Below are 12,563 nucleotides of genomic sequence, written 5' to 3'. Positions count from 1 at the left end.
GCCAGGGCGTTTTTCGTCTGCCCCAATTGGTACGCCGCGATGACTTAAACCCTTCCGATGGTGTTGCCTACGCTTGCCCAATCGCCCCCATGACCGAATTAAGTTGGCGCAATGGGAACGCCGTGGCCTTATCGTCCGCCACAAACAGATGGCATGGGACTTGTTGGGATGTATGGCACACGCGCAACGCAAGCTCGAGCTTTTTGGCCGCTGACGAAAGAAATGCCGCCTGTGTCGACACAGCGATAGCCACGCTTTGTGAATTGGAGGAAAAACCCGGGCAACAGAAAACGCCCACCGGGGAAGTTGGAGACGGAGCGCAGGGCTAAACCCTACCCTATTCTTATGTGTTTAGAGTCCTGCATGCAAGACGCACATAGACGAGTTCACACCCTCGCGAGGCTATGGAGAAGGCATGGGCGTTATGCCTTCGTAGCGTGGATACGCATTGGCAAATATGGGTGTCGTATAGCAAAAAAAACGAGAACGAATGCGGAAAGACGATTTCCGCATTCGCTCTCGCCATGGCATCGAGCGCTTGTCAGATAATGTGTTCTTGAACAAATATCTTCTTGAGCACCTGTACACCTCGCTCCACATGGTCGTTTGTATGTGTTGCCATGAGTGCGAAACGCACCAATGTGTCTTGTGGAGCACACGCGGGTGGTATCACGGGGTTGATGAAAACTCCATTGTCGAAAGCCAACCGAGTGACCATGAAAGTCTTGTCAATGTCGCGAACGTACAGAGGAATAATCGGGCTTTCCGTCTCGCCAATCTCGAAACCCTCCTCGCGGAAACGTCTCAACGCGTAATTGGTCACATCCCACAAGCGGCTAATGCGCTCCGGCTCGTTCTGAATAATGTGCAAAGCCTCTATCGCGGCAGCCGTGGCGGCCGGCGTGTCGCTGGCCGAGAAAATGTATGTGCGGCTTGTGTGCCGTAAATAGTTGATGGTGTCGAAATCTGAGGTAACAAAGCCGCCAATGGAAGCTAAACTCTTTGAGAAAGTGCCCATGATTACATCCACTTCGTCTTGCAAGCCGAAATGGTGGCACACGCCCCGCCCTTGCTCGCCAAACACACCCAGCCCATGAGCCTCGTCCACCATAACAGAGCAGTTGTATTTGTGTTTTAACGCAATGATCTCGGGCAATTTGCATAGATCCCCCTCCATGGAGAAAACGCCATCTACCACAATGAGCTTGACGGCTTCGATGGGAAGTTTTTGCAGCACTCGCTCCAAATCCTCCATATCATTATGCTTGTAGCGCAGTTGGGTTGCAAAACTTAAGCGTCGTCCATCAACGATGGAGGCATGGTCGCGATCGTCACATATAATGTAATCGCCACGACCAACCAAAGATGGGATAACGCCAGAGTTGACCGTAAAGCCCGTGGAGAAGCACAGCGCATCGTCCTTATGCTCAAACGCAGCCAATTCTTTTTCCAATTGCACATGTATGTCGAGAGTGCCATTGAGGAAACGGCTACCAGCGCAGCCCGACCCATATTTGTCCAAAGCTCTCTTGCTCGCGGCGATCACGCGGTCGTCGGCTGTCAGGCCAGTGTAAGCGTTGCTGCCAAACATGAGCACTCTGTGGCCACCCATTGTCACCTCGGGCCCCTGCTTGCTTGTAATCTCTCTAAAATAAGGATAAACCCCAGCCTCCATATACTGTTGAGGCAAGCGATAACTTTTAAACTTTTCCTGTAATTGTCCCATTATATAAATAGGTGTAGATATATCTAACAATTTCGAATAGGCTGCAAAGATACAAAAAAGAACCAATACCGCACTTAAAAAACTGATAAAACATGGATTTTAAAAAAAAGAAATAAGAAACGCCCAATTAATCGTGATAAAATCATTAATTTTGCGAGGTCAACAATTTGAAAAATGAAACTCTCAATACTATTTATTATCAACCCAATCTCTGGAACCGCCGGCAAAGAGGATTTGCCGGCAGAGATAATGAGATACATTGACAAAGACCAGTTTGATATTGACATTATATTCACTGAACATGCAGGCCATGCCAAGTCTTTAGCCCAAGAGGCGGCTTCGCGCGGCATAAACATCGTGGTGGCTGTCGGCGGAGATGGCACCGTGAATGAGGTGGCAAGCGCGTTGGCGCACACACAAACCGCATTGGGTATCGTGCCCTGTGGGTCGGGTAACGGATTGGCCCGGCACTTGCTAATACCCTTGAAAATAAAGCAAAGCATAGAGATAATAAACCGTCATTTGGTACGAGAACTTGACTATGGCGTTATCAATGAGCATCCTTTCTTTTGCACGTGCGGAATGGGATTTGACGCTTTTGTGAGCATGAAATTCGCCGAGACGGGCAAGCGTGGGCCAATAACCTATATACAAAAAGTGCTTGAGAGCGGTTTGAAATATCGCCCTGAGACCTATGAGATAAGCAATGATGACGGCGTCTCACTCCACAAGGCTTTCCTCATCTCGTGCGCCAACGCGTCGCAATACGGCAACAACGCCTATATAGCCCCACAAGCATCAATGAGCGATGGACTGATGGACGTGATCATCATGGAGCCATTTGACATGCTCGAGGCGCCACAAATAGCCATAGACATGTTTAGCAAGACTCTTGACATTAGTTCTAAAATAAAGACTTTCCAAACCAAAAAATTGCATATAAACCGATCGAAACCCGGCGTCATACACTATGACGGGGAACCGGTCGAGGCTGGAACTAATATTGATATACACGTGGAGGCCAAGGGTATACACATCATCGTAAATCCCGATGGCGACAAGAGCCTGCGCAAACCTAACGCCATACAAACCGCGGCGGCGGAGCTTTTCAACGAAATAAACGACGTGCGAACAGAGATAGCAAGGCGAACCAGACGTGGCGCAACCCTCGCGAAACTTGTGCAAAAGGCCATAGAGAGACGTTTGCCCAATATATAGCTTTTACCATCACACTCTATTTAGGCAAGGCTTTCAACAAGGCCAACATACGGATACAAGCCTCTTGGAATGACATCGGCACCTGTTTGTCGAGGCTCCTGTCATTGGTCAAAATCGGACAGGTTGACAAAACGGCCACGCTCACGGCGATCAGCTATGAGCTTTTGCAACTCGCGTTTGCGCGTAGTGGCCACCCAGCGGCGGGCAAATATGTTGGGGATGGCCACTCCGATAGAGATGCAGAGCACGATAAGTCCGGCACTGATGAGAAAATCGAGCGATCGCATCAGTTCTTCGACAGCCGTTCCCATCTGGATAAATCCAAAAATGCCGCGATACATCAATATACCCGGTACCATTGGGATAACGCTTGGAATGGTGAGCACATGGTTGGGGCTGCGCGTGGGTTGAACCAACCGTGTGGCAATGATAGACACAAGCGACGAACCTACCAACGAACCGATGGTAACTCCTAAATCAAGATCGAAGGCTAAAAAATTGCGAGTGAACATGCCTACAACGCCAAGCAAGGCCACGGCGGGCAAGGTGCGGCGAGGAACACCAAATATCATGCCGAAACCGATGGCCGAAACGCAAGTGACTATGGCCGCCTCCCAATAGCTAATGACAGGCTTAATGCTAAGCGTGGTGAGAAAATTGTTCACGCCACAGATACTGACCGCGATGACAATGCCAAATGTCATGGACGCGATTTGAACCAACGCATTGGACAAACGCGCCAATCCCACAAGGAGATAATTGTCGAGCATGTCGTCCAAGAAATTGATAAGAGCTACGCCCGGCACCAAGAACAAGGCACAGCATAGAAACGGATGGTATGGGTGCTCGCTGAAATCTATCGGCAGCAACAACATGAGCAACCAAACTGCCATGGTGGAAAGAAAAGCGGTCAGGGCCGTAACCATATACACATTAAACCCAGATCTGAGCAAACGGTCACGTGTGGCAAACCCTATAAAACCCGCTATCATGGCCGGCACAAACGAAGGCCAGTCGCCACCGAACAGCACGCAAAAGCCTCCACATCCCATAGCGGCCCCCAATGTGACAAGCCATGAGGGATAATCAGACCTTCCTTGGGCTATGCGGTTGACCACTCGCTCAAATCTGCTCATCGTATAATCTTTCTGTATGGCTTGCCACGACAACTGGCTCATAGCCGCGAGCGCTTTCATGTTGATGTTATACTTGTCGGAATGGACAAACCTGCTGAACGAGTGCGTATCGTCGCTATAGTTCACCTTAAGCGTACCATAGAGCACGTCTATGTTCAAATTTTCCTCATTCAATCCTAAAAACGCGGCTATTCGTCTCATGTTACGCACAATACGATTAGTGTCGGCGGCACTTTCCATAAGCACCATTCCCGCACGTAACAATATAGTAAGTTTGCGATGTATGCGTCGGGCATTGTCATTGAGATCTTCTTTGAGCTTAACCATATTTTTATATTGTTTTTTTTAATCATTCAAGCAATGGAACATATTATTTATTGTAAATAAAAATCTTGTGTCATTTCATTAAACCAAAAACTTCTACGACCATCTTTTTCGAAGAGATACACCTCTTTATCCTCCACGCCCAAGCTCCGTTTTTGGACAAATGACAATAAAACTCGTTCAGCTTTTTTGTCAGAAGTAAAGCTGACATATATTTTTCTTGATAGCATAAAACCAAGAAGATACGCTTCCGTCTCGATTTGTTCGCAGCATATTTTTGGAACGACAAGACTTATCTCGCCACAAATAGAAAGCCACTGCTTGGAAAAACGAAACAGAGATTTGAAAAAAGCGACCTCCGCATGTCTGGCCAACATGCGTTTTATGTCATTATTTTTCAGGCTGTCTATAAAGAAAGGAGGGTTGCTCACGATGGCATCATAAGACGCAGTCGGAACATAATCTTGGAAAGAAGAATGATATATTTTGATTTGACGGGCGAATTTTGAGAACTCGACGTTATCGCGAGCTTGCCTTGCCGCCGCCATGTCAATATCTATTCCATCAATGCTCGCGTTTGGAAAACGCTGTGCAAGCATCATCGCGATTACACCAGTGCCAGTGCCAATGTCAAGCACACGCGACCCGCCCCGTGCCCAAGCGCCCAACAACACGCCGTCTGTACCCACTTTCATGGCACAACGATCCTGTCGCAAGGAGAAATTTTTGAATTTAAATGTATGCTCCATTTTTAATTAAACGGACATTTGCGCAGCATATTTTATCATAATGATTTGCGTGCGCTAATTTTGTAAGCCGATGCCACCCTAATTTGCGATATTATTCGTACCTTTGCAAGATAATGCAAAGTGGAACGCACGCAAAGTTGTATTCACTTGGAAAAATGTTCATAAGATATCAATGAGTAAACAACAAAACACTTCTATTCAGATGTTTGCCGATTTTGACGGCGATATAACAAACCTGCTGAATATGCCCGCTCCCGACGAGGTTCCCGTGCTCGCGACACGGAACATGGTGCTTTTTCCCGGCGTATTGGTACCCATCCTTATAGGCAGAAAAGCGAGTTTGAATCTCGCCAAGAAACTTAGCAAAAGCCCCAACGACAATATATGCGCCATATTTTGCCAGAAAAATCCTGACATTGACGTTCCCGACGCCCATGATCTAAACAAGCATGGCGTCTACGCGCGATTGGTTAAAATCATCGAAATGCCCACGCATGAAAACGTAACGGCAATCTTTCAAGCTTTGGGCAAATGTCGTTTAGAGTCGATAACGAGCACGAAACCTTTTTATAAAGGTGTGGTATCAAGCGTTTATGAGGATTTTGAGTTTGACAACGACCCGGAATTCAAGACGCTCTTAGATGATTTAAAAGATACAACCGAGGAGCTTATAAGAAGCAGCGAGGACATTCCTGATGAATTATTGCTCACGCTTAAGAATTTAACGCATGGAACAATGTACGTTAATTTCTTATGCACCAACTTGCCTTTGTCGGTGAAAGACAAGATAAAGTTGTTGGAATGCGACAACATGAAAGATCGCATTATAGAGCTTTTGAAAATAGAGCACAGGGAGATACAGCTTGAACAGCTCAAGAACGAGATACACCAGAAAACACGCGAAGACCTTGACGAGCAGCAGAAAGAATATTTCCTGCAGCAGCAAATGAAAAATATCAAGGAGGAGCTGGGGGGCAGCGATGGCTCGCCCGAGAAGAAAGAGCTGATGGAGAAGGCCCGGAACATGAAATGGCCAGAAGAGGTTGCCAAGACGTTTAACAAGGAATTGGACAAGCTCGACATGTTCAACCCACAGAGCCCGGAATACAGCGTGCAGTACAATTACCTGCAACAGATGGTGTCTTTGCCTTGGGGAATATACACAACAGACAACCTTGACCTTAATCGCGCCAAGAAAAAACTCGACCAAGACCACTACGGCATGGAAAAAGTAAAGGAGCGCATTCTCGAATATCTTGCCGTCTTACAACTTCGCGGAGATTTAAAATCACCCATTATATGTCTTTATGGACCTCCCGGAGTGGGCAAGACTTCTCTTGGCAAGAGCATAGCCGCAGCCATGAAACGCAAATATGTGCGTGTGTCATTGGGAGGGTTGCACGACGAGAGCGAGATACGCGGGCATCGTCGCACCTATGTAGGCGCCATGCCAGGGCGTATAATCAAGGGCGTCCAGAAAGCGGGATCGGCCAATCCCGTGTTCATTCTTGACGAGATAGACAAGATTACGCAGAACACTATCAACGGAGACCCAGCGTCGGCATTGCTCGAAGTGCTCGACCCAGAGCAGAACAATGCCTTCCATGACAATTTTTTGGACGTGGACTTTGATCTCTCCAAGATATTGTTCATAGCCACGGCCAACGACCTGAACACCATACCGCGGCCATTGCTCGACCGAATGGAGCTTATCGAAGTTTCTGGTTACATCACCGAGGAGAAAATAGAAATAGCCAAACGGCATCTCATACCTCGCGAGTTGGAGAATACAGGATTGGATAAAAATATCCCCAAGATCAAATTTTCCAAAACTGCTTTGGAAAAAATCATAGAGCAATACACACGGGAAAGCGGCGTAAGGCAATTGGAAAAGCAGGTTAACAAGGCTCTGCGCAAGATGGCTTTTCGCAAGGCTATGGAAGGAACCCTGGCGTCTACCAATATTAATCCTGCCGAGATAGAGGCCTTGTTAGGCAATCCGCCGTTCTATCGCGACGTGTATCAAGGCAATGATTACGCTGGCGTTGTAACAGGATTGGCATGGACAAGCGTAGGTGGAGAGATTCTCTTTATAGAGACATCGCTTTCCAAAGGCAAAGCCGGCAAACTGACGTTAACGGGCAATTTGGGCGACGTAATGAAAGAAAGCGCGATAATTGCGCTGCAATATGTTAAGGCGCATGGTGAGTCGTTGAATATAGATTCGCGCATTTTCGACAATTGGAACATACACATTCATGTTCCGGAGGGGGCTACCCCGAAAGACGGCCCCTCCGCGGGCATCACGATTGCCACGTCTATCGCTTCGGCCATCACACAGCGCAAAGTGCGCAAAAACACAGCCATGACAGGAGAGATAACGCTCCGTGGCAAAGTGCTTCCGGTAGGAGGAATAAAAGAAAAAATCTTGGCCGCCAAGCGCGCGGGTATCACTGATATCTTGATGTGCAAGGATAATCGCAAAGATATTGAGGAAATCCCGGAAAAATACCGTAAAGGAGTGGAGTTCCATTATGTTGAAAACGTGCAAGATGTATGGGATTTCGCGCTTACCGATGAAATTGTGGACAACCCTGTAGACTTGACCATTCATGACACATCGCTCAACAAGGAAGATACAGGCAAGAATAACTGAACAAACCAAAGGATAACAGATGAGATTTGAGTTGCAACATACCGATCCCAATAGTGACGCGCGCACAGGTTTGATAAAGACCGACCATGGATGTGTCAAGACGCCCATTTTTATGCCTGTAGGCACATGCGGATGTGTCAAGGCTGTTCATTTCAGTGAGTTGCGCGAACAAGTCAACGCGCAAATCATTTTGGGGAACACCTATCATTTGTATCTTAGGCCGGGGCTTGACATCCTGCGAAAAGCCGGAGGGCTACACGGTTTCAATGGCTGGGAACGCCCCATACTCACCGACAGTGGTGGCTTTCAAGTATTCTCTCTTACCGGAATTAGGAAGTTAAGAGAAGAAGGGTGCGAGTTTAGGTCGCATATAGACGGATCCAAGCATTTTTTTACGCCCGAGAACGTAATGGATACAGAACGTGTTATTGGCGCGGACATCATGATGGCATTCGACGAATGTCCACCCGGGCAGAGCGATTATGCTTATGCCAAGAAATCATTGGCTTTGACAGAACGATGGCTCGACCGGTGCGTCAAGCGTTTCAATGAGACCGAAGCGCTATATGGGTACAGCCAATCACTGTTTCCTATCGTTCAAGGTTGCACCTACAAAGACTTACGCCAAGAAGCCGCCAAGTACGTGGCGGACAAGGGAGCGGACGGCAACGCCATCGGTGGGCTTGCCGTGGGTGAGCCTACCGAGGTGATGTACGAGATGATAGAGGTGGTAAACGAGATCTTGCCCAAAGACAAGCCGCGGTATCTCATGGGTGTCGGAACGCCCACAAATATACTCGAGGCCATTGAGAGAGGTGTTGACATGTTCGACTGCGTGATGCCTACGCGCAATGGGCGCAACGCGATGCTGTTCACATATGAAGGCACTATGAATTTGCGCAACAAGAAGTGGGAAAACGATTTCACGCCCATTGACGCCAATGGATGTGACGTAGACCGCGTTTATACCAAGGCTTACCTGCACCACCTTTTCAAGGCAGGAGAATTTTTGGCCATGCAAATAGCCAGTATCCATAACCTTGCGTTTTATCTTCGTCTTGTCACGGACGCTCGCCGGCACATAGAGCGAGGCGACTTCGCGCGATGGAAAAAATCGGTTGTTGACCAACTGGGCAAGCGCGTATAGTCTTTGTGACATGCTAATTAAGATCAATTGCAATGGAAAGCTATAGCAAAATACGAAGAAACTTTAGGAAATACAAGGTTAGGCGTTGGATGGGCAAGCGATTCTCGTGGCTTGTTGCCTTTGCGAGCTGGGTGGACGGACATACCAAAGGTTTGCAAAGAGCATTCAAATGGCTGGCCCCAAAATTTGGTTTCCTGAAATATCTGAATGTTCTTAGATATATCAAGCGCATGGACAGATATATCATAAAGAAGTTTATTGGCACTTATTTTTTCTCCATCATTCTGATCATTTCTATTTCCATAGTCTTTGACGTGAACGAAAACCTGGCCAAATTCTCAGAGTACCATGCGCCATTGCAGGCCATCGTATTTGATTATTACGCCAACTTCGTACCATATTTTGCCAATCTTTTCAGCGCGTTGTTTGTATTTATCGCGGTTATATTCTTTACCTCCAAGCTGGCGGGCAATTCGGAAATAATATCCATGATGGCTACAGGTATGTCGTTCAGGCGGCTCCTTCGTCCTTACATGATCACGTGCGTGTTGCTTTCCGCACTGTCTTATTACCTCTCCGCGTACGTCATTCCTCACGGAACCGTCATTAAGCAGAACTTTGAGTCGATGTACAAAAACAAGAAAAAGAACACTTCTGCCGAGAACGTACAGCTGCAAGTGGGGCAAGGTGTCATCGCGTATATCCAATATTACGATAACAATCAAAAGAAAGGCTATGGATTTTGCCTTGACCGTTTCGAGAACAAGAAACTCGTTTCGCATCTCACGGCAACCGAAGTGCAATACGATACAATATCCGACTCTAAGTACCATTGGAAACTTAGCGATTGGAAAATTCGCCGGCTCAAGGGGTTGAGAGAGTATATCACCAATGGAACCGAGAAGGACTCTGTTATTATGATGGAGCCAACCGACCTCGTTTATTCCAAGGGGCAGCAAGAAACATTCACCTCCCCCGAGCTAAAAGACTACATCTCCAAACAGATATATCGAGGCTCGGGCAATGTGGTACAATATCAGGTGGAGTATCACAAACGTATCGCGGCGTCGTTCGCGTCTTTCATCCTCACCATTATTGGAGCTTCATTGTCATCGCGCAAGCGCAAAGGCGGCATGGGCATGTACCTTGGCATAGGCTTAGCCCTGAGTTTCGCGTATATTATGATGCAAACGGTATCCGCCACATTTGCCATCAATGCCGATTTCCCACCCATGTTGGCGGCATGGGTTCCCAATATCATTTTTGCCATTATCGCCTTTTTCTGCTACAGGCACGCGCCAAGTTAATGGCAATCCATTCATTTGACCAAGCGACATCCTTGTTGGCAAGAACCACGCGGCCCGATTTGTGAAAACATAGCACACGCTACCAAAAGTCAAAACGGCGCTGGTCGCAAAAACAAAACAGTATTTAAGAAATTATGAAATTTGAAGAAATTAATTTAAGCGACAACATCCTTGACGCACTTTATGACATGAATTTTGTGGAATGCACACCTGTTCAGGAAAAGTGTATTCCAGAGATATTAAAAGGCCGCGACCTCATGGGAGTGGCGCAGACGGGAACCGGAAAGACCGCCGCTTACCTGCTTCCTATCCTTTCACTGCTCGACGATGGAAATTATCCTAAAGACGCGGTAAACTGCATCATCATGTCGCCCACGCGCGAACTTGCACAGCAAATAGACCAAGCCATGCAGGGTTTCGCCTATCATCTACCGGAAGTGTCAAGCGTAGCCGTCTACGGTGGCAACGACGGAAACCGGTACGACCAAGAAATGAAAAGCATGAGGCTGGGAGCCGATGTTATTATCGCCACTCCCGGACGTCTTATCTCTCACATGACGATGGGCAACATAGACCTCGGCAAGGTGAGTTTCTTTGTTCTCGACGAGGCTGATCGCATGCTTGACATGGGTTTTTCGGATGACATAATGAAGATAGCCTCCCAACTCCCAAAGAGTTGCCACACCATAATGTTCTCAGCTACCATGCCTGACGAAATAGAAAAAATGGCCAAAAAGCTGCTCAAAGATCCGGCGGTGGTAAAATTGGCCGTGAGCAAACCGGCCGAAAAAATCAAGCAGAGCGCATACATCTGCTATACCACGCAGAAAATTCAAATCATCAAAAGCATCTTCAAAGCGGGCGATTTGAAGCGCGTCATCATCTTCTCGGGTAGCAAACAAAAGGTAAAACAGATTAACCAAGCGCTCTCGCAACTCCACATTAACAGCGGTGAGATGCACTCCGATCTTGACCAATCGCAACGCGACGAAATGATGTACAAGTTCAAGAGCGGCCAGATAGACGTGCTTGTGGCCACAGATATTGTGGCACGTGGCATTGACATTGACGATATTGCCATGGTCATCAACTACGACGTGCCGCGCGACAGCGAAGACTATGTGCACCGCATAGGTCGAACGGCGCGCGCAGATCGTGACGGCGTGGCCATCACCTTGGTCAATGAGGACGACATGTACGCTTTCCACCAAATAGAGAAATTCCTCAATAAGGATATTGAGAAAAATCCAATGCCCGAGGGCATGGACGAAGGGCCGGAGTATGTCGTTTCCAAAAATCCCAAACGTTCTTCCGCCAAGAAACGACGCAAAGATGACCGAGACGTTACGTCTCACAAGCGAACCAAACAGCGCGCCCGTAACCGTTCGGACAGGACGGCTCGTGGAGACCGCTCGCGAAGCGAGACGGACATTATATCCAAAGACAACTTGCAAGACGCCAACCAGCAACCTCGCGTTAACAATCGCGACGATGGCAAATCGCATTCCAACGACAACGCCAATCGTAATGACGAGACTAAAAGATCGGGGAAACGGCGTGCCGACAACAAGAACGCTCGCGGACAACAAAAACGCGCAAGAGACAATGCCGCTCAAAGATCATCCGTAGACACGAACGACGAAGCCCCAGGCCACAAGCGCGACAACAGGCAGCGTCGCGGCAATCGTAACAACAATGGCCTTCCTGACGAGAAAAAGAAAAATCAGCGTCGCAATGACAAATCAAGAAGGGCAAATCGCGGTTCAAAAAAATTGCCAACGGCGGCTTCTGATGCCTCTGCCAAGGAAACAGGCCTCAAGGCCATATTGAAAAAAACTTTGAAGTGGCTAAAAGGGTTAGGCAAGTAAAAGGTCATATACCTTTGCTTACACGCATTATAAGTTTATCACAACACAGCGTGACGCGATGGCGATCACGTTGTGTTTTTTTCTTTTATTCATTCAGTTGCTTAATCCTAACAAGCAAGCATCCTTGCCCACTCAAGTGACAAAAAGAAGCGTCCAACCCCTTACGCGGTGCGCCCATAACGCCTCGACAGACATTTAAGGGGGGCGCCAACGGCTCTGCAGGCATTCACTTTTGGCGGACACCGCAGGACCCCACGATTGTGGCATGAACGTAACCGCGTGCAGGATTAAAAACAGGATGGCATGACGCAGGCATAAAAGTGCATACGCGCAATTCTCCACCGCGCCCAGACGCCTCTTGAAAGTGGCGCGGCAGTCTTCATGCGTTCTACGCTCCCCACCCTTAACTCCTTACTCCCCATTCTTCATTTT

At 47.8% G+C, this 12,563-nt stretch carries 9 protein-coding genes; 6 read left to right on the top strand and 3 right to left on the bottom strand.

The window, feature by feature from the left end; translation table 11 throughout:
* Nucleotides 1-89: 89 nt before the first annotated feature.
* On the top strand, nucleotides 90-329 hold the full coding sequence (locus tag HMPREF1640_RS13270; RefSeq protein ID WP_156098753.1) for a hypothetical protein: 240 nt from the start codon (nucleotides 90-92) through the stop codon (nucleotides 327-329).
* 212 nt (nucleotides 330-541) lie between these two features.
* Here the strand turns inward: HMPREF1640_RS13270 and HMPREF1640_RS07495 are convergent, their stop codons facing one another.
* Nucleotides 542-1,726 carry an aminotransferase class I/II-fold pyridoxal phosphate-dependent enzyme gene (locus HMPREF1640_RS07495; protein ID WP_036893651.1) on the bottom strand — a complete coding sequence of 395 codons (1,185 nt, stop codon included), beginning with the start codon at nucleotides 1,724-1,726 and terminating at the stop codon, nucleotides 542-544.
* A gap of 174 nt (nucleotides 1,727-1,900) precedes the next feature.
* Between HMPREF1640_RS07495 and HMPREF1640_RS07490 the strand changes: the two genes are divergently transcribed.
* Complete coding sequence (locus tag HMPREF1640_RS07490) at nucleotides 1,901-2,944, top strand: diacylglycerol kinase family protein (RefSeq protein WP_036893650.1); 1,044 nt, start codon at nucleotides 1,901-1,903, stop codon at nucleotides 2,942-2,944.
* 101 nt (nucleotides 2,945-3,045) lie between these two features.
* On the opposite strand, the gene HMPREF1640_RS07485 is transcribed toward HMPREF1640_RS07490, so the two are convergent.
* The gene (locus HMPREF1640_RS07485; protein ID WP_036893649.1) at nucleotides 3,046-4,407 is read right to left on the bottom strand and encodes a threonine/serine exporter ThrE family protein; all 1,362 of its coding nucleotides are present in this window, start codon (nucleotides 4,405-4,407) and stop codon (nucleotides 3,046-3,048) included.
* A gap of 47 nt (nucleotides 4,408-4,454) precedes the next feature.
* Nucleotides 4,455-5,099: a tRNA1(Val) (adenine(37)-N6)-methyltransferase gene (locus HMPREF1640_RS07480; protein ID WP_231565865.1), complete on the bottom strand. Its 645-nt coding sequence runs from the start codon at nucleotides 5,097-5,099 to the stop codon at nucleotides 4,455-4,457.
* A gap of 226 nt (nucleotides 5,100-5,325) precedes the next feature.
* Between HMPREF1640_RS07480 and lon the strand changes: the two genes are divergently transcribed.
* From lon to HMPREF1640_RS07460, 4 genes are all read left to right on the top strand, one after another.
* Nucleotides 5,326-7,809 (top strand): endopeptidase La, encoded by a 2,484-nt coding sequence (lon, locus tag HMPREF1640_RS07475; protein WP_036893647.1) that lies wholly within the window; start codon nucleotides 5,326-5,328, stop codon nucleotides 7,807-7,809.
* Between the two features lie 19 nt (nucleotides 7,810-7,828).
* Entirely contained in the window at nucleotides 7,829-8,956 is a 1,128-nt protein-coding gene (tgt, locus tag HMPREF1640_RS07470; protein WP_036893646.1) for a tRNA guanosine(34) transglycosylase Tgt, read from the top strand.
* A gap of 32 nt (nucleotides 8,957-8,988) precedes the next feature.
* Complete coding sequence (locus HMPREF1640_RS07465; RefSeq protein WP_036893645.1) at nucleotides 8,989-10,263, top strand: LptF/LptG family permease; 1,275 nt, start codon at nucleotides 8,989-8,991, stop codon at nucleotides 10,261-10,263.
* Nucleotides 10,264-10,397: 134 nt separating this feature from the next.
* Nucleotides 10,398-12,131, top strand: a complete 1,734-nt coding sequence (locus tag HMPREF1640_RS07460; protein WP_036893644.1) for a DEAD/DEAH box helicase — start codon at nucleotides 10,398-10,400, stop codon at nucleotides 12,129-12,131.
* The last annotated feature ends 432 nt before the right edge of the window (nucleotides 12,132-12,563 follow it).

Origin of the sequence: Prevotella sp. S7-1-8 (assembly GCF_000758925.1) — a bacterium.
Taxonomy (GTDB): domain Bacteria; phylum Bacteroidota; class Bacteroidia; order Bacteroidales; family Bacteroidaceae; genus Prevotella.
Note: the sequence above shows the minus strand (reverse complement) of the source record. Positions and strands in the feature narration are given on the sequence as shown.

What these genes read in the sequence shown, in the direction of transcription:
- HMPREF1640_RS07480 (WP_231565865.1), bottom strand. Translation starts at nt 5,099, where the DNA reads ATGAAAGTGGGTACAGACGGCGTGTTGTTGGGCGCTTGGGCACGGGGC.
- HMPREF1640_RS07460 (WP_036893644.1), top strand. Translation starts at nt 10,398, where the DNA reads ATGAAATTTGAAGAAATTAATTTAAGCGACAACATCCTTGACGCACTT.
- HMPREF1640_RS07495 (WP_036893651.1), bottom strand. Translation starts at nt 1,726, where the DNA reads ATGGGACAATTACAGGAAAAGTTTAAAAGTTATCGCTTGCCTCAACAG.
- HMPREF1640_RS07465 (WP_036893645.1), top strand. Translation starts at nt 8,989, where the DNA reads ATGGAAAGCTATAGCAAAATACGAAGAAACTTTAGGAAATACAAGGTT.
- HMPREF1640_RS07490 (WP_036893650.1), top strand. Translation starts at nt 1,901, where the DNA reads ATGAAACTCTCAATACTATTTATTATCAACCCAATCTCTGGAACCGCC.
- lon (WP_036893647.1), top strand. Translation starts at nt 5,326, where the DNA reads ATGAGTAAACAACAAAACACTTCTATTCAGATGTTTGCCGATTTTGAC.
- tgt (WP_036893646.1), top strand. Translation starts at nt 7,829, where the DNA reads ATGAGATTTGAGTTGCAACATACCGATCCCAATAGTGACGCGCGCACA.
- HMPREF1640_RS13270 (WP_156098753.1), top strand. Translation starts at nt 90, where the DNA reads ATGACCGAATTAAGTTGGCGCAATGGGAACGCCGTGGCCTTATCGTCC.
- HMPREF1640_RS07485 (WP_036893649.1), bottom strand. Translation starts at nt 4,407, where the DNA reads ATGGTTAAGCTCAAAGAAGATCTCAATGACAATGCCCGACGCATACAT.